At 42.1% G+C, this 16,086-nt stretch carries 16 protein-coding genes; 7 read left to right on the forward strand and 9 right to left on the reverse strand.

Features of this window, described 5'->3' with window-relative positions:
- The first annotated feature begins 17 nt into the window (after positions 1-17).
- Positions 18-617: a hypothetical protein gene (locus MYF79_RS16325; protein ID WP_247815030.1), complete on the forward strand. Its 600-nt coding sequence runs from the start codon at positions 18-20 to the stop codon at positions 615-617.
- Positions 618-759: 142 nt separating this feature from the next.
- Here the strand turns inward: MYF79_RS16325 and MYF79_RS16330 are convergent, their stop codons facing one another.
- Positions 760-1,554, reverse strand: a complete 795-nt coding sequence (locus tag MYF79_RS16330; protein WP_247815031.1) for a hypothetical protein — start codon at positions 1,552-1,554, stop codon at positions 760-762.
- A 155-nt stretch (positions 1,555-1,709) separates the two neighbouring features.
- Entirely contained in the window at positions 1,710-2,129 is a 420-nt protein-coding gene (locus MYF79_RS16335) for a helix-turn-helix domain-containing protein (RefSeq protein WP_247815032.1), read from the reverse strand.
- 182 nt (positions 2,130-2,311) lie between these two features.
- On the opposite strand from MYF79_RS16335, the gene MYF79_RS16340 reads away from it, so the two are divergent.
- Positions 2,312-2,794 carry a hypothetical protein gene (locus MYF79_RS16340; RefSeq protein WP_247815033.1) on the forward strand — a complete coding sequence of 161 codons (483 nt, stop codon included), beginning with the start codon at positions 2,312-2,314 and terminating at the stop codon, positions 2,792-2,794.
- Positions 2,795-2,805: 11 nt separating this feature from the next.
- The gene (locus tag MYF79_RS16345) at positions 2,806-3,468 is read left to right on the forward strand and encodes a hypothetical protein (RefSeq protein ID WP_247815034.1); all 663 of its coding nucleotides are present in this window, start codon (positions 2,806-2,808) and stop codon (positions 3,466-3,468) included.
- 128 nt (positions 3,469-3,596) lie between these two features.
- Here the strand turns inward: MYF79_RS16345 and MYF79_RS16350 are convergent, their stop codons facing one another.
- Positions 3,597-4,706 carry a tyrosine-type recombinase/integrase gene (locus MYF79_RS16350; protein WP_247815035.1) on the reverse strand — a complete coding sequence of 370 codons (1,110 nt, stop codon included), beginning with the start codon at positions 4,704-4,706 and terminating at the stop codon, positions 3,597-3,599.
- Positions 4,707-5,239: 533 nt separating this feature from the next.
- Between MYF79_RS16350 and MYF79_RS16355 the strand changes: the two genes are divergently transcribed.
- The 3 genes from MYF79_RS16355 to MYF79_RS16365 all read left to right on the forward strand — a co-directional run bounded on the left by MYF79_RS16355 (position 5,240) and on the right by MYF79_RS16365 (position 7,483).
- A complete protein-coding gene (locus tag MYF79_RS16355; RefSeq protein ID WP_247815036.1) occupies positions 5,240-6,196 on the forward strand; it encodes a hypothetical protein in 957 nt (318 codons plus the stop codon).
- 145 nt (positions 6,197-6,341) lie between these two features.
- Positions 6,342-6,701 (forward strand): hypothetical protein, encoded by a 360-nt coding sequence (locus MYF79_RS16360; protein WP_247815037.1) that lies wholly within the window; start codon positions 6,342-6,344, stop codon positions 6,699-6,701.
- A gap of 362 nt (positions 6,702-7,063) precedes the next feature.
- Positions 7,064-7,483: a hypothetical protein gene (locus MYF79_RS16365; protein ID WP_247815038.1), complete on the forward strand. Its 420-nt coding sequence runs from the start codon at positions 7,064-7,066 to the stop codon at positions 7,481-7,483.
- 290 nt (positions 7,484-7,773) lie between these two features.
- Here MYF79_RS16365 and MYF79_RS16370 read toward each other — a convergent pair whose 3' ends face one another.
- Positions 7,774-9,600, reverse strand: coding sequence for a T9SS type A sorting domain-containing protein (locus MYF79_RS16370; protein WP_247815039.1), 1,827 nt, complete (start codon positions 9,598-9,600; stop codon positions 7,774-7,776).
- A gap of 517 nt (positions 9,601-10,117) precedes the next feature.
- On the opposite strand from MYF79_RS16370, the gene MYF79_RS16375 reads away from it, so the two are divergent.
- On the forward strand, positions 10,118-11,491 hold the full coding sequence (locus MYF79_RS16375) for a beta-lactamase family protein (protein ID WP_247815040.1): 1,374 nt from the start codon (positions 10,118-10,120) through the stop codon (positions 11,489-11,491).
- A 74-nt stretch (positions 11,492-11,565) separates the two neighbouring features.
- On the opposite strand, the gene MYF79_RS16380 is transcribed toward MYF79_RS16375, so the two are convergent.
- From MYF79_RS16380 to MYF79_RS16400, 5 genes are all read right to left on the reverse strand, one after another.
- Complete coding sequence (locus tag MYF79_RS16380) at positions 11,566-12,540, reverse strand: hypothetical protein (protein WP_247815041.1); 975 nt, start codon at positions 12,538-12,540, stop codon at positions 11,566-11,568.
- Between the two features lie 367 nt (positions 12,541-12,907).
- On the reverse strand, positions 12,908-13,723 hold the full coding sequence (locus tag MYF79_RS16385; protein ID WP_247815042.1) for a CPBP family intramembrane glutamic endopeptidase: 816 nt from the start codon (positions 13,721-13,723) through the stop codon (positions 12,908-12,910).
- 147 nt (positions 13,724-13,870) lie between these two features.
- Positions 13,871-14,794 (reverse strand): hypothetical protein, encoded by a 924-nt coding sequence (locus MYF79_RS16390; protein ID WP_247815043.1) that lies wholly within the window; start codon positions 14,792-14,794, stop codon positions 13,871-13,873.
- A gap of 56 nt (positions 14,795-14,850) precedes the next feature.
- Entirely contained in the window at positions 14,851-15,390 is a 540-nt protein-coding gene (locus tag MYF79_RS16395) for an NUDIX hydrolase (protein ID WP_247815044.1), read from the reverse strand.
- Between the two features lie 95 nt (positions 15,391-15,485).
- Positions 15,486-15,926, reverse strand: a complete 441-nt coding sequence (locus MYF79_RS16400) for a hypothetical protein (protein WP_247815045.1) — start codon at positions 15,924-15,926, stop codon at positions 15,486-15,488.
- Positions 15,927-16,086: the final 160 nt, after the last annotated feature.

Consider the following 16,086-nt stretch of genomic DNA (forward strand, 5'->3'; position numbering starts at 1 on the left):
GAATTAAACTATGTATTATGAATGAGTTGTTATTGCAAACAATTGTTGATAAGTTAAATAAAGTTGATGAAGGCATCCGGCAAATAAATAGCGCAACGCCGCAAATGCCGGACTACACAGAACAGTTAAAGAGTGTCGGTACTTCCTTAGAGCAGATAAAGGCAGATGTAACAGGAATGCCTGAGCGGATAAAATTCCCCACAACAGCCATTTATAAGCTATCAGAATATCTTCAAATAAATAACGATCTGCTGAAACGTCCACCTATAAGGGAGGTCAAGCATCATCATCATGTAAATGCGGGAGTGATCGTTTCCGCTTGCCTGTTTCTGCTCCTTGCTTTAGTGTGTGTGTGGCTATTCAACACGCGCTCAATGCTGCAGGCTTATACAGCTAGAGATATAAAATATCGTTATATACAGCTACAGGCGGGAAAACAACTACGACCGTTCTTGTCCGAAATAGATAGCCTGTATCGTGCACACCCGCAAGTCTTTCGAGATAGCGTTGAACAATGGGAGGAACAAAGACAGCAGATCGCATCTATGTTGGTAGAAGCACAGGAAAAGGAGGAAGAAGCAATTCGGCTAAGGAAGAAGGCCGGAAAAATCCGGTAATATCTATTTGTCCGGGGGAGGCGCTGCCGCCGCGCCATCCCCCGCACCCCCTCCCGGCGGGAGTTTCAAACAATGGTGCGATTGTGTTTTGCTGTTAATAAAGACATCAGTAACTAGAATATCTACTACCAGCCATGCGATACTAACCGCGTATTATGAATTCTATAAATTTCTCGCCAAATTCGGTAATTGTCATGTAAACAAAAGGGCTACCACCTACAGTTGCGCCTGTATAGTTATCTGCAAGCAATCCCTTTGACAGTAATATTTGTTTCTGATATAAAAAGGCATCTTCATCCATATTGTAATACGACGCTGCATTTATAGCGTTTAGCGCGTCAATTTCTGCTTTTATTTTTTTTATTTCAAGATCAGTGTCTAAGCGTTGCTGATTGACAAAATCGAAGTTATTCGCTAGTCCCTTTTCTTTTAAGGTAGATTCGGCTACCGTTTTCCCGTTTAATATTGGTAAATCGTATTCCAGTCTACGCAATTTCGTATTTTTATCAACAAAATTTCTTCTTAGAATCTTGTGCTGCTTTAGTATTATTATTGCAGGGTCGCTCAAGTCATTAGCTAAACCCAAGAATATCTCTGCTTCATCAATTTCCATACTCGGATTTTCAATAAAGTTTAGCAAGATATCTCGAAACCTATTATGCTTTTCGGCTGATTTAGTGGAAACAACGCGTCTGATTACGGCTTCAAACAAATCATCAAAGTCTTCATTATTTAAGTCAGGATTGGCCTCAATGTTGTTGCTAGTAAGGTATTCTGCAAATTGAGAGATGAAATTATTGAATCGTTCCTGTTTAATTCTACTACGAAATTCGATGTATTCATTAAGGAACCCACCACCTGGAGTAACGGAGAGTATAGATTTTAACAATGTTAAGCCAGCTTCTTTGGCAACTAATTTATCTTCTAGTTTGAACATGTGAAAAAGTATTTATATAAATGACGACTAGTACCGATTGAAAAATGAGAAAATGTAGTATATCGTTTGGCCCACAACTTTGCCGATCCCATAGGATACAAGAAAGCCACTGTCTCTAAAACAGTGGCTTTCTTGTATTTGATCGTTATAGTATTTTATTTTCCACCCTTCTTTTCATTCAACAATCTTTCCAGTATTTCTATTTTTTCTCGCTCACTTTTCAACAGCTCTTTATAAAGCTGCTCATTCTTCTCCATAGCATCGACCCATTTTTCAAATGGGTTGATAGTGCATTTATAGTATTGTGCGTATGCAACAGATTCATCCGAAAATGTATTTGAGATAATGTTTACTGCTGCTTCTTCACTAAAGTTCCTTATGGCTTCAGGTGACACCTTTAATATTTTTGCAACTTGATCTAAAATATCAGATTCAATTTTCTCTTTTCCTTCAAGCAAGGAAATTTTCTTTTGCGTCCAATCATCACCTAGATCAGCCGCCATCGCTTCTTGGGTTATGTTCAACATTTCCCGGAATCGCTTGATATTCCGGCCTTCATGGATGCTTTTGTTCATAGTAGTAATGCTCATTTAACAAATATAAGATTTTTCTACTGCTAAAATATGCCTTGATCCTGGATAATTTACCATGTAAAATACTTGATTATCCCCATAAACTATGCTAATAACGAATTGATTATGATTTTATCACATCTGATCTTGCATCCATCTTTAAATAACTTTCAAAATTTAATTCTATGGAAGAAATAGAAAAGATTCGCCTAAATCCGCCATTTAATGAAGATGAGTGGTTAAGGCTGGTTTTCCTACTTAGCGACACGCAAAATTGGCTGAATGAACTGGTCAATGCTGCCATGTTCAGCGTACCCATAAAAGACAGGAAAAAATTATTCCGTAAGTCTTATTATATCACTGTAGGGGCGCTTACTCATATTATGGAAAGGCATTATTTTAAAATTCCGAGACACCCGAATGTCAGTAAATTCACTATTCCAGTAGTTGAAATATTGGCCTTACTTCGGGATGCCAACATAGAGCCGGTTGAACAGGTTACCGGCACCATTTACCTTAAAAGGGTGATTGACACCGGAAAAATAATAGGTCACGACTTTAACCAACTACCCACGAGCCTTTTGACCGTTTTGACAGATAGCGGAGGGCGCATCCTTACTGCCTTTCCCGGTTGCATGAAGTCACAAACCAGTATTTCTAACTTATAAATCTGCCGTTTATGTTTTTCAACAGTCCCCGCCCGTGGGATAATCTCCCCCTGCGCTTGTCAGTCGAGGAAATACGAGACCCTCACGAAGCCATACACGAATATTTTTCATCATATGACATGCCCGGGGCAAGGCAGATCATAAACCAATGGTTTGGTTCAACGAGTAAGAAAAGGCCAAGCAAAATATCGCCATCGGGACTTCAGTTTTTTTATGATAGGACGGAATCATTCATTGAAGCAGCTTTTTTGGTGGCACAATTAGACAACCGGGAGAGAAAGGGGATTATTGTTCCCTGTAATGATGAAGAAATTGACGTGATGAATCCCATCTTGTTTTGTGCATGGATTAAAGGGATAGAAGGGAAAACAATATCCGCCCGCGAAGCATGGGACACATTCCCTAGAAATCTTTCTTATAAAGAGTTTTTAAACCCTTATTTGGCTTTTGAAAAGTTTTTTTCTTTTCTCACATTGGGTGAATGGCGGGAAGCGCTTCGCGAGTTGCTTGGTATGGGTATGTCTCGTAGAACCTTCCTAGATGAAACAATAGATTTTGATCTGCTGGGTATAAAGAAACGTCTTGAAAAATTGCTCGAAGCCGGTCACCTGATTGATGTTCGGGAATATCGTCAAGTATTTTATGATAGTATAACTGGTAAAGACAGAGAGTAAAGTCTGGAGAGGGGATTAGACGAAAAAGGGTGTTTGAAATTTCCAACACCCTTTTGTTTTTTTTATTAATCCATTTGTTTGCCCACCCCGACAGGAGTGGTGCGGCGCCAGCGCCACCCCCTCATTGGCTACCCTACATTTTGTAACGCGGCAGCGGATATACCTATATCGCCTCTTTTTTCCCATATTTCCCTGATCTTTTGACCTGCCTCCTCAGGGGTAATCCTGATATACCTGTAAAAATCACGGTGGTTTTTATGGCCGCTTATCTTCATTATCAGATCTACGGGAGTTCCAGCCAAAAATTCATTGGTACAAAAGGAACGGCGACAGGTATGGGAGGTTATCCATGCGTATTTGGGTTTTACCTGTACTATGTCTTTATTGCCTTTTTTATGAGAGAATTTAATTAACTCGCTAATACCCGCCAGTTGTGCCACTTCTTTGATATGACGGTTAAATTCAGGATTGCTCACAATCGGAATCTGGCGTTTAAAGCACCTGATTAGTATTTCCTCAGCCGTATCCCTTAATGGTATAACAACCCAATGATCTGATTTTTCCTGCTTCTTATATAATGCCCCTTTCCGCACGTCCTCTGGCTGGATGGACGAAAAATCGGAGAATCTTAACCCGGTCAGGCAGCCGAGAACAAACAAATCCCTGTATTTAACCAGGTGCGGGTGTTCGGAAAGATCTGTTTGATATATCCGGGCGATTTCTGCCCATGTCAGGTACACCGCGTCCGCTTCTTCGTCCAGTATTTTGAAATCGGATAAATCTATAGGGGGGATGATCTTACGGCGCATCCTATCCCGCAAGAATATGCGTAGTTGTTTAATGGTTTTCCCTACAGTGGAGGTCTTTACTCCCTGTATTGGCTCCCTCTTGCCGTTAATTACTTCCGATCTACGGCGCTGCACATAGTTGTAAGTCAGGAAGTTAACTAAGCCTTCATAGAGGTTAAAATCGAAAGAATCAAATGTGATGGGGATTCCCCGATGCTCCTGGAAGGCTGTCATATGGTCTTTCATGTTCTTATACACGTTCAGCATACCCGCCGAAACCTTATCTCGCTTGCATTTGATATAGTCCTCTATTTGAAAAATCAGGTCAAGGTTGGTTTTTGAGTTGAGGGCGGCCGCCTGTTGGGTTTTTTCTTCCAGTGTGGCCGTATCAAATGCCGGGTGAAAGGTTTTCTTTACAAATGCAGGTATGTCCCAAACTTTCTTTTTCACCGCATGGGTGATAATGTCGCTTGCCTTTCGTAATAGGGCCGCCAGTTGGCCGTTTAGGTCGTCCGCAGCTCCATATATGGCGGGGATGTCGGGGGTAATACGGTGGAACTTCCGGTTCCAGTATTTAGGGGGAACGGCGATTTCCGTGTTCAGGAGGACGGTTTTATCCCCGCAGTATTGGATAAAGATAATACAAGTACTATCTTTGCGCACTTTGCCCTTTGGGCAGATTAGTTTGATTGGTAACAGCATACTTAAAAAATTTTAGTCGAGTTTTTAGTCGAGTTCAATGCTGTTAACCGTTATAAAGGTAGGACTTTGAAAAATTGGTCGGTGTTATAAAATATTGAAAATCAACTGATAAAAGTAAGGCTAAGTAAAGTTGTGTAAGGCTTTTCCTGACTTCTGTAATCCCAGCGGGATCACCAGACGCGACTTCTCTTTGAGGTCGCGTTTTTTCTTTCGCTTAAGTGCCTGACACTTTTACCCGCTACGCTCATTTTTGTATCTTAGCTGACAAGTCTTCTCTTCTGATGAAATATTTTTTACTTTGTTGTTGCTTGCTGTTGCAAGTCGTTACGAAAGCGCAATTGCTATACCCCTACAAGGATACGGTTCATAGATACACAATAGGTATTCCTGAAAAATGGAGATATTGGATCAGGAATGATGGTACTCCTATCAAGCTACTGGTTTACGGTATCGACAAAGATTCTACAAAGCGAATTGCAGACAATTTCAATTTGTCTGTCATTGACCAGCCAGGTATAGATGTTGACAGCGCATTTCAGCTGGTGGCTTATTTCACTTCCCAGACACGCCTGCAGGTGCAGGATACTGGTAGTTACATGGTCAATGGAAAAAGAATGTTATGGTTTGATGATGTTCATTTAAGTGAGAGCCGAAAGGATACACTTTGTGCAAGTGACTTTGTAGTATACCACGATAGTAAAGTTTATGTGATCACCTGTACGACCACCCCATCACGTATGTCAAACTCCAGGGAATTGTTTCACCGGGTAGCACAGACATTCAAAGTAGCACTTCCGCCAATGTATGAGACATTGAAAATAGATTTCCCTACAGATAGAAAATGGAAGATCCAGAGTGAAACTGATGATTCAACTATGCACTTCATGCAGGTCCTACCTACCAATGAAACAGCAGAACACTGGACTAACGTTATAAATTTTATAACATTTAAAGGAAGGATAGCACAAAGTGTTGATGAAACACTTTTGAGCTATAAAGCTCAGATAAAGGAGGGAGATAAGGGCGCCAAATTTACTCAATTGTCGAAAGGTGACAATTGGGTGTTGTTTAAGGTTGAGAGTAACCATCCTCCGGCAGCAGCCACATTGTACTATGTCTTGCAGACCAATTCAGCTGTGCATACGGTCAGTATCACAGTTTCCCAACCTACTTTATCAGATGACATAGCAAAAGAATGGGCAGATATCTTCCGGAAGGGGAAATTAGTGACGGAATAACATATGAAGTGCCTATGGCAAGCATATTAAGACCTGCCGCACCTCTTATTGCAATATACACAGAGGTAGTGTCGGAGTCAGTTCCCGCAGGGCATGACCCAAATAGTTAATCGCTATGGACCATTTAGATAAATGATGTTATATTATGAGGAGATTGTTTTTTTATATTTTTGTAATTGTCTTATTGTTTGGCTGCGTTGATAAGCGAAGTAAAAAGGAATTTAATACTAGCTTTAAGACGTGTGATAGCCTTTACATTGAGTTGTATAGAGTGTATGGCAGTGGGGCGCTTGGTGGAGATTTATTGTCCGCATATCTTACAGATTCGACAAGTTTTAGAAAGTATCTGGGCACGTTTGATGATGCAGATGGTGGGTATTATTGTGAGTGTAAAGGTGATTTAATCGTTGTTGGTAAGGTGTCTAAAAAAGACCCTTATTTTAAGACAAGGCAAGTTGGTTCTTTTAGCTTGAGTGAGCTTAAGAAGAAAGGGGAATATGAATAGCCCGCTTAACTTGTTTGAGATGATTTAGCTTTCGTTAGTTAAGAAAAAGCCGCTTAATTCTCTGGATTTAAGTGGCTTTAAATTTCATTGATTTCTTCCGTGACCTCAGGTATTGGAAACTCGAACCCAATTGTTGATGATTTAACTAAGATTTGCCTCCTTTAAACCTAAATGGAACAACATAATATGATAAAAGTTTGAGGAAACTTTTGGGTTGTTGGATGTAAACGTATGTACAGAAATGAAGTCAGGGAATAAAACCGTAAATTTTTCTGTCTGGTTTAGAATAGGCGGGTTTTGAAGAAAAAAATATTAATAATATTACCTGACTGCCTGGTCAATCGGAGCTATTTCAATTAAACATGAAGTACACTGTTATAATTTTCTTCACCCTATCAGTATTGATGAACATTGGCTGCTCTTACGATGGTAATGTTCAAACTACAGTTACACAATTACCGAAGAAAGAAGGTGATTCGGCAGTTTATATAAAAAAAACAACGTGGGGATTTTCAGGTGATGAACGTACAGTTGTTATATCCAATAATCCGGCGGAAGAGTTATCTCCAGAGCCCTCAAGTGAATATGTTTATGAAGGTCTTTTTACTATGTTTTATAAAACGGTACAAGATACTCTCTACGTTTATACACCTATAGTTGTGACTGTTCCTAAACGCTTTAAATCGATTTATGTCGTTGTTCAAAAGCAACTTAGTAATCCTGAAATGATGGAATTGCTTGATAGCGGAAATTACAAGAAGCTAAACTTGGTCGAGCTTTAGCGGATCAAGTTTAGCTTTTTGAGATGGTTTAAAAAAGTTGTTTTATAGTTTATTAAAGAGCAACGAATTGGATCATACGCCTGGCTGTTTTTTTATAAGATAGATCGCTCAAAGGATATGGTGGAAATTTACAAGGCTGACAGATTGGTATAATTGATTGTCCGCGTGTAATCATATCGGCAAGGAACGCTGCTGATATTTGTAAAAGGAAGGTACCGTTGTGAAGTAAGCAAAAAAGTGTATATTTTTTGCGCTTCACAAAGGTACCTTCTTTTATTATCAGGCGATCCCTAGTTTTTCAATATCTTAAAGATCTCGTGTTTACTATTATCCCCCACTTCTATAAAATATAAGCCGGATGGGAGGCCATCCAATGACAACATTTTCCTGCTGTTGTCAGTGATCTCCATAGTTTTCAGCAGTCGCATATCGCTACCAAACACTTTGGCTAACACTTTAGAGGTGATAGGTTTGCTGTATTTTATAAAGACATAATTGCTGGCCGGGTTGGGATAGACACTCACAGTTTCTGAGCTGGCTACCGATGCGAGTTTGTTGAGTGCTATAGTTGATGCGGTTGTCTTTTGTTCTATCACGCCGCTGTTAAGTGCATCATATGGGTTGACTTTGAACTGACCGCAAAGCAGTTTGGGAAATACTTTCTGGAACAGGATATATTTTTCTGCGTAAGGTTTGAAGGAAAGTGCTATCGGCGATGCCGTCAGTTGTTTAGGACTGAGGTTGATGATGTTTACCGGCGGCTGGTGTAATTTGATACATTGCTGGCTGGTACTACTGAGGTCGCGGAGAAGTACATTGGTGAATGCACTGGGATTGCCGGTGCTATTGATGATGTAGTTGGCATTGGCCAGTATCGCGAACTTGTCTTTACCGGCAGCTTTTATTTCGAGGCCATATCTTTCTGTGTAGCTGGCCGTCTGTGGAAAGGTGCTGAATTCCACGAGTCCCAGTGAACCTGGCACGTAACGCAGTTGCAGGTAGAACACTTCTTTGCTTACGGCAGTGTAATAACTGGTAGTGAAGCCTGTGAGATACAGGATGTAGTTTTCGTTGCCCAGGTTGCGGATAACAAGGTCGTTGGATTCTTCTGTACCGCTGTCGCCAACATGGAAGGCGCCTATGATGGCGCCGCTTTCCCTTACGTCAAGTATTAGTACCTGCCTGTTAGGTGCGCCTGTAGGGGCTGTAACATCTGTGAAACCGGAGATGAAGAAGGCGTCGTTGCCTGCAATGCTGGTACGTTTTACGATCTTGGTGCCGGCAGACTCAGTGGTGGCGCCGAGATAGGCGAAACCAATAACAGGAGTACCGGTAGGCTGAAGACGAAGGAAAAGTACCTGGCGGGGGCCACCAAAGCCGCTGGTGCACAGCTCCACGTAGCCCGTCAGTATGATATTGTTATCGGTGGCTTCTGTCAGGGCCAGTGCATTAGCGTTGCAGGTGAAGTTGGTGGAGTACTGGTAATTCCATACGATGGCGCCGGCGCTGGTGAGGCGTGTTGCCAGTATGTTGATCTGTTGACCTGCCGGCGTGGGACTATAGCGACCCGCAATGATCACGTCGCCGTTAACAGCTTCAATAAGATCATTGTACTCAATAAGTGTGTTGGCGTTGGCGGTGCTAACCGCGGAAAAGTGTAGCTTTTGTACCCATACAGGGTTCAGTTGCTGGTCCAGGCGGATGAGTATTGGTGTGGAGTACACAGGGATGCCATTGATCAGGTTAGGGGACTGGATCACGTAGCCTAGCAGATAGTAACCTTTACCGCTTTTCATGCGGATGATTTTCTTTGGCAGCAGCGAAGGTAATAGCTTGCCTGGTTGTGGTACCACATGTTCGGAAATGAAGTTGCCGTTGGCATCAAATTGGTCGAGCGACAAAGAGCTTTTCGTGGAATCCTGGTACACGTTGGCGCTCCATAACAGAAAGGCTTGTGGGGCAGTTGATACGAATGGCGTGTCTACGACGAAACTTGTTGCTTTGTAGTGGAATTGCAATGCGAAAGTGTTGTAGTACTGTTGATCCGCATTTTGTGCCTGGATAGTGCTCAAACCAATAAGCCAGGCAATAATAGCCAGGTATAAATGTTTGTTCATGGGGGAATGTTTTAAGTTAACAAAAGGGTTATTGTTATTGGGGTGACAGAATATCAGTGAAAAGATAAGGACACCGGCCTGTAACGGACATGCAGTCGATGGGACTGTTCGGATAAATTTCCAGGAAAAGTATAGAGAATGCTGTAACAATGATGCAGTTTGTTATGATTGCTTATGCCCCGGGGATTTTTACCGTTGGTATTCCATTAATTAATGTGACTTTTCGGATTTGGTACCGGGGAGATATGGACAGATGAAATGACAAATATGGATTATGGTAAATATCCATTGATCATCTGCCGTTCTTTGCTTTTTTGATGTTGAATAAGGCTCTCAAACTTCCTAATACTTATTATAGAATAAATTCTATATTTATGACCCTTACCTCAACACTTTTCGAATGAAATTTAGAAGATTAACGCGTTTTTCCTTTTTACCACTTTGTTTAATAACAGCATTCGCCGGAGCCCAATCTCTTTCGGCCTCTGATAGCATAGATGTCTTTGTAAAAAACAAAATGCAGCAGCGTCATATTCCTGCTTTGCAATTAGCTATTGTACGGGACGGCGCAATCGTCAAAAACACAACTTATGGCATTGCCAATCTTGAATATGATATCAGGGCGACTGATCAAACGATCTTTTCTATCAATTCCATTACCAAAGCTTTTGTGGGGGTCGCCGTTATGCAATTGGCTGAAGAGAATAAGCTGAAAATTACAGATCCGCTATCGCGTTATCTGGATAGCCTACCTGATACCTGGAAGAGTATAACCTTGCAGCAGGTACTGACCCATATTTCCGGATTGCCTGATATCATGGATGAGGAAGAGCAGGTCATGGGACATGGAGATGAACAGGAAGCCATGCAAAAAGTAAAGACATTGCCGGTTGAGTTTAAACCGGGTGAGAAGTTCCGGTATAACCAGACAGGTTATGTATTGCTGGGACAAATAATCACGAAATTGAGTGGCATGCATTTTACACGGTTTATAGAGGAAAGGCAATTTAAGCCTGCCGGCATGGTGCTGACCCGTTTTGGCGATTCATATGATGTAATACCCAATTATGCTGGTGCATATACGATGACGAGGCAGGTAGGAAGCCGCTTCATTAGAAACAGTGTACCGGGAAACAGCTATATGCAGTTCCCTGTATTTTTCAGAACCGCTGCAGGTATACAATCCACGGCTACGGAGATGGCTAACTGGGTGATAGCCCTGAAAGCCGGGAAATTACTAAAACAATCGTCCAGTATTGATCTCTTGTGGACACCGGCAATACTTAATAACGGGAAAACTGGCGGTTTTAATATCTTAACAAACGGATATGCATTGGGTTGGCCAACAGTAACCAGGGAGGAACATCCTGCTGTTGCTCCTGTAGGCGGCGGACGATCTGCGCTGTTCGTGTATCTGAAGGATGACCTTTCCATTATAGTACTGACAAATCTGATGGGAAGCAATCCTGATCAGTTTATTGATGAAATAGCAGGCTATTATATCCCGGATATGCATGAGTCGAATGGTTTCGGATTGTCACCAAATCTAAAGAAACTGAGAGCAGGACTGTTGATGGAGGGTTTTGACAAGGCTGGCGCCATCGCAGCTCGTTTGAAAAAGCAGGATCCGGCGTTTCAACTGGATGAAAATGAATTGAATAAATGGGGCTATCAACTCTTCGCTCAGAAGAACATCACAGCTGCACTGGCGATTTTCAGGCTGAACGTAACGCTGTACCCTCAGAGCGCAAATACCTACGATAGCCTCGCAGAGGCGCTGGAGGCTGCAGAACAGACTTCAGAAGCCCTTGCGAACTATAGAAAAGTGATCGCATTGGCACCACAGAATAAGCACGCTGCCGCGAGGATACAGGCCCTGTCAGCCAAATAGATATTGAATAAAGTGAAAACTGAACACAGAAAGGCTATCAAAGTAGCCTTTCTGTGTAACAGGCCCAATGCTTCTTATCTGATCACCATCCCGTTTATTTTCCCCATTATATCACTCAACATTACCGGCTTTTCGTTTTTCCAATATGTGGCGATACCGTCAAGATATCCTGCCAGATAGATGTCGTTACCCGCGAGGGCAATGGTCTTTACCCCGGCGCCAGCTGTTTCTTTCCCACTGGTTAGTTTGACGGCTTTCCCATTCTTCCAGCAAACAATGATATTAGCTCCTGCTTCATCCCGGTCAATACCAGCTACATATACGTTATCACCGGATACAGCTATAGCGTTCGCCCTGCAACCATCCGGAAGGATTACAGGCGCGCCGTTTTTCCAATACATGGCAACTTCTTTCCCCGCTGCATTGACTGTAAAACCCGCCACATAAACACCATTTCCGGATATGGCAATAGCATTGGCCTCCGCATTGCTTCTGCCGTCTGTCAACGCTGCTGCCTGTCCATTTTTCCAGCAGGTGGCAATATATAGCCCTTCTTCATTGGCCTGGTAACCGGCTATATAAACATCATTTCCGCTGACAGCGATAGCCGATAATTGAGTGTTCTCTCCATAGGAGGTGGCTTTCCCATTCTTCCAATACACAGCCTGCCTGCCATCATTTCCGATTATATGTACATCCGGACCGGATACGCTAATAGCAACTGCTTTTGCTGATGTTTGTCCATCCGTAAGAGTGATTGGCAGCCTGTTTTTCCAGTAAGTGGCAACAGGTTCACCTGCTGCGTTATATTGGTAACCGGCAATATATTCATCATTGCCGGATACCGTAATTGCTGACGCCCCGGCCTCTGCTTTACCATCTGTCAACTGGATTATTTCCCCGTTTTTCCAATAAGTAAGGCCTGGTCTTTTACCGGAATAGTCATCATATACCAATAGCAGTGAAGGCGGGGACTGCGCCTTAATAGTGGTGGTAGCAATCAATAATAATAACAGTGGGCCAGCGAATTGGTTAAGCTTTGTGATCATTTACTTTTTTTTTTGTTCAGATTCATTAAACGAAAGGAATGCCTCAAAGATATGTGCCGGTCCAGGTTTTCGTATTTTTAAAACAACTACACACTTACTACATTCACATTGTGATGTGTCTACAAAACGTCTACATATCCAGGTTACTACAATTCTTCCGCGGCCCACTCCGCCATTATTGGTCGGAAGGCAAGGAGTCGAACCTGAACGAAATGGTGAGATGTTACTCAGCATGAATATCGACCGTCAAGATTCATCGGGTAGATGGAGAATATTATAGCGTTTCGACCTCTGTCAGTGATGAGAAATATTAAGGTGAGACATCGGAGAACAGCGCGAAAGAAGTTGGACATGCATGTTTGGCTAACTACTGCCTTATTCTTTCCGACCTGGATAAGTTATTGGGCTTGAAAATGATGATAATGGCGATGCCCCATATTGTAATCAGCATACCCATATAATTGGTGATATTTTTATCGGCAAAGTCGGCCAGAAATGCAATGTCAATCGTTGAATGAAAAACAGCACAGGCAAAAAGACTGGCTCTTGAGGAATTGTACAGCCAGGCTAGTAATACACTACCTGTAAGCAGGCTAAACACCCATCCGAAAATGCCAGCTACGTCCATACTTGTATAACCCGGGCGATACAGAAAAAGCGGCCAATGCCAAACGGCCCAAAATAACGTCAATATAAGGCTGGCCCATAAAGCATTATACCTGGCCTGCAGGCGGGGTAAGGCAAAGCCTCTCCAACCCACTTCTTCACCAAATCCAAAGAAAAGCAGGTTGTATAACAGGAAGCTGAGAAAGCTGTATTCCGGGAACTCCTTTGCTTTCAATAGGGCTGACAGATTAATGGGCGTATGATCGAGTAAGTTGCTGATAATTGAAGCTATAGCGGCCAGTATGATAGGGCTTATTAAAGCAATTAAAAGATAGGATAAGGGTTTTACTTTGAAAATTTGTCTAAACAGCTTTTCAATGCCTTGCTTTCCTTCAAAAATAGCACTGGTAATGAATGATGCGATAAGCGGCCCGAGTCCACCGATGCCATGATGGAACGGCAACACCGGCAGACCTTTGATGCCAAAAGCATGGGCATACAGTGGCAGCCATATGATCCAGCTGATAAGATATGCTAAGGTAAAATAAACAACCAAAGGGGATACCTGATTCTTCATGGGGGATTAAATTTCAGTATAAGTTGCTAATTTTCATATAATACTCAGGGTATATTGTCTCTGCTATAAGTCGCTTTGACGTAGTAAGTTTGTGAAGGTAGCTGCTATGTCATATGCCGGGTGATTCCGTCCTGATGCTCCCTTCAGTTAACTATTGTTTTTATCGTTTTTTAGTTTGGATATTTCGTTTATTCCTGCCTTGTCGCCCAGCCACGTAAAGCATTTTTCCAGGTCGGCTATTACTTCCTGTGTAATATATTTTAAATGCTTTTTTCTGTTTTTCTTAAATTCAAATGAACATAAAAGCCGGCCAAGCCCTTTTCTGGTTTTATAGTTCCTGTCAGATAGTATGTACGTTTCAATAATATCCTTTATTTCAAATGTGCAAAGTATCTTTTTCGGTAGTTCCTCGTAACTGGGATAGGCTGTCCAGAAATTATCGGTTTTACCGAATGTTTGAAGCAACGCAATAATCTGTTTTCGCTTGTCCGGAATTTCCAGATTTAAATCACTTATGAGCGAGGGATAATAGTCCTCGTCCAAGCCATTGATTTGCTCCCGGTATTTACGGAAGCATTTTGGAGCCACCTCAAGCCATTTCCTTTCCGCAACACGGTCTGGCTCCATGTTTCTTTTTGCTTCGATTCGTTCTGCCAGTGGTGCTGTGAATCCCTGCTCTGCAAGAAAGGTTAGCAGGTTATCGATTTTTGCAAGTTCGGCATCGCCATTCCATTTATAGTAACGAATAGAAACGCCATGATGAAACCCGATGGTGGCTTTAAGATTATTATGGCTATATAACTCAATGGCATATGTACCTAAGCACATACAGTAAAAACCGGTCTTCTTTTCATTGATTTCCATTAGCTGGTGAAACATCCGGACTTTATCAGCCTGGTTAATAGTTAACAGCACATTGTTATACATAGCTTTGTCTTCGTATACGCCTCCGTCTTTGATGATAACCATGTCCACATCAGCAAACAGCTCTTTTAAACCGTCATTCGAAGGTTTAGGAAGCTTGTTTCGTTCTTCCCAGGGTTTTCTGTTTGTATAATCCAGTATTGGCATAGTAGTACATTAAGATAGCGGCCAAAAATACTCTTTTATTTGACGATAATTCCGGCTTAGTTCATCCTGTAGAAACCGGATATCGTTTCATACTTCCAGCCTTGTGACGGATACAGCCGGAATGCACCGCCCCAAACAGCCTGGGGGTCGGATAGCACCTGCTTAATGATTGCCCTGGAATTCGGATAAGCGACAGCTTCAAGGCCAGCTGGGACAGGAAACCATTTTACCTCGTTGGGTCCTGCCCCCGGCTCAGGTTTCCCGGTGTCCAATTTTGCGGTGTAGTAACTGAAGATCGCGGGATATTTCCGATCATTCATGTAATAAGTAAAAAGTCCCGCCAGTTTGGGTTGCTTGATATTGATCCCAAGCCGGGCTGCGAGATCATTCAGGAATTCATTAATAGGCTTAACCACGGCACTATCGCCATATTCGGCGCCCGGAACTTCCCAGTTGCCTTTCCATTTAATCAGAAGGAATTCATTACGCTCATTGGTGATCAATAGCTTAAATCTGTTAGTTACTGTTGGCGCCTCCTGGGACTTTACACTGACACAGGCTAACAGGAGAAATAGTATGAGTGTGATTTTTTTCATTTATAGGTCGATATTTTAACGTTATTTCTGAGATCTGTTGGGTGTGGTCTCTTCCTGCCATTGGGATTAACAGGATCCAGCATCAGATTATAAAGCTAAATAAAAATAAAGGCGATGCAAAGTCCCATGAGTACGAGCCAGAACAATACCATGGATGTTCTTGACGGGCTTATGTAAAATTTTGATTTTTTGCCTTCATTATTTAACAGGCTTTCCCATCCCAGGTAACCAAACTCCGTTTTAAGCACTTTGGATTCGTAGCAATTTTCGATGTACTTACTTATTTTATTAAGCTGAAGATGTTGAGCGGACGCGCGTAGTCCAAAAAGAAACACTGCTGTAAATGGTAATACTTTCAAAATGCTATAATATCCCTTAATTGCCTCATGGGGTACAACAAGGAAAGAGCAAATAGCGACTGCGCTGACAACAGCGTAACGGGCCAGCTGATTTATTTCATCCTGGATAGTTGCAATCTCCTTTGAAAGGCGATCATATTCCATCCTGGCGATTTCCTGGGCGAGATTATTATTCATAGGGGAATCTTTTACCAGGAATTTACGAAAAAATATACAGGGTAATACTATTATAGAGTAATCTGGATCAGGAAAACTACTTCGGCTTCATCGCCCTGATCTCCCATTTTCCGTTTAGAGCGTCGCTATGAGCGCAATCAATATTAAACCGGATTTTTGT

The organism is Chitinophaga filiformis (genome assembly GCF_023100805.1).
GTDB classification, from domain to species: Bacteria; Bacteroidota; Bacteroidia; order Chitinophagales; family Chitinophagaceae; genus Chitinophaga; species Chitinophaga filiformis_B.

Bases quoted from the DNA above. Each gene is read 5' to 3' on its own strand.
- MYF79_RS16385 (WP_247815042.1), bottom strand. From the start codon at position 13,723: ATGAAGAATCAGGTATCCCCTTTGGTTGTTTATTTTACCTTAGCATAT.
- MYF79_RS16325 (WP_247815030.1), top strand. From the start codon at position 18: ATGAATGAGTTGTTATTGCAAACAATTGTTGATAAGTTAAATAAAGTT.
- MYF79_RS16395 (WP_247815044.1), bottom strand. From the start codon at position 15,390: ATGAAAAAAATCACACTCATACTATTTCTCCTGTTAGCCTGTGTCAGT.
- MYF79_RS16330 (WP_247815031.1), bottom strand. From the start codon at position 1,554: ATGTTCAAACTAGAAGATAAATTAGTTGCCAAAGAAGCTGGCTTAACA.
- MYF79_RS16345 (WP_247815034.1), top strand. From the start codon at position 2,806: ATGTTTTTCAACAGTCCCCGCCCGTGGGATAATCTCCCCCTGCGCTTG.
- MYF79_RS16340 (WP_247815033.1), top strand. From the start codon at position 2,312: ATGGAAGAAATAGAAAAGATTCGCCTAAATCCGCCATTTAATGAAGAT.
- MYF79_RS16380 (WP_247815041.1), bottom strand. From the start codon at position 12,540: ATGATCACAAAGCTTAACCAATTCGCTGGCCCACTGTTATTATTATTG.
- MYF79_RS16400 (WP_247815045.1), bottom strand. From the start codon at position 15,926: ATGAATAATAATCTCGCCCAGGAAATCGCCAGGATGGAATATGATCGC.
- MYF79_RS16355 (WP_247815036.1), top strand. From the start codon at position 5,240: ATGAAATATTTTTTACTTTGTTGTTGCTTGCTGTTGCAAGTCGTTACG.
- MYF79_RS16335 (WP_247815032.1), bottom strand. From the start codon at position 2,129: ATGAACAAAAGCATCCATGAAGGCCGGAATATCAAGCGATTCCGGGAA.
- MYF79_RS16370 (WP_247815039.1), bottom strand. From the start codon at position 9,600: ATGAACAAACATTTATACCTGGCTATTATTGCCTGGCTTATTGGTTTG.
- MYF79_RS16375 (WP_247815040.1), top strand. From the start codon at position 10,118: ATGCAGCAGCGTCATATTCCTGCTTTGCAATTAGCTATTGTACGGGAC.
- MYF79_RS16360 (WP_247815037.1), top strand. From the start codon at position 6,342: ATGAGGAGATTGTTTTTTTATATTTTTGTAATTGTCTTATTGTTTGGC.
- MYF79_RS16390 (WP_247815043.1), bottom strand. From the start codon at position 14,794: ATGCCAATACTGGATTATACAAACAGAAAACCCTGGGAAGAACGAAAC.
- MYF79_RS16365 (WP_247815038.1), top strand. From the start codon at position 7,064: ATGAAGTACACTGTTATAATTTTCTTCACCCTATCAGTATTGATGAAC.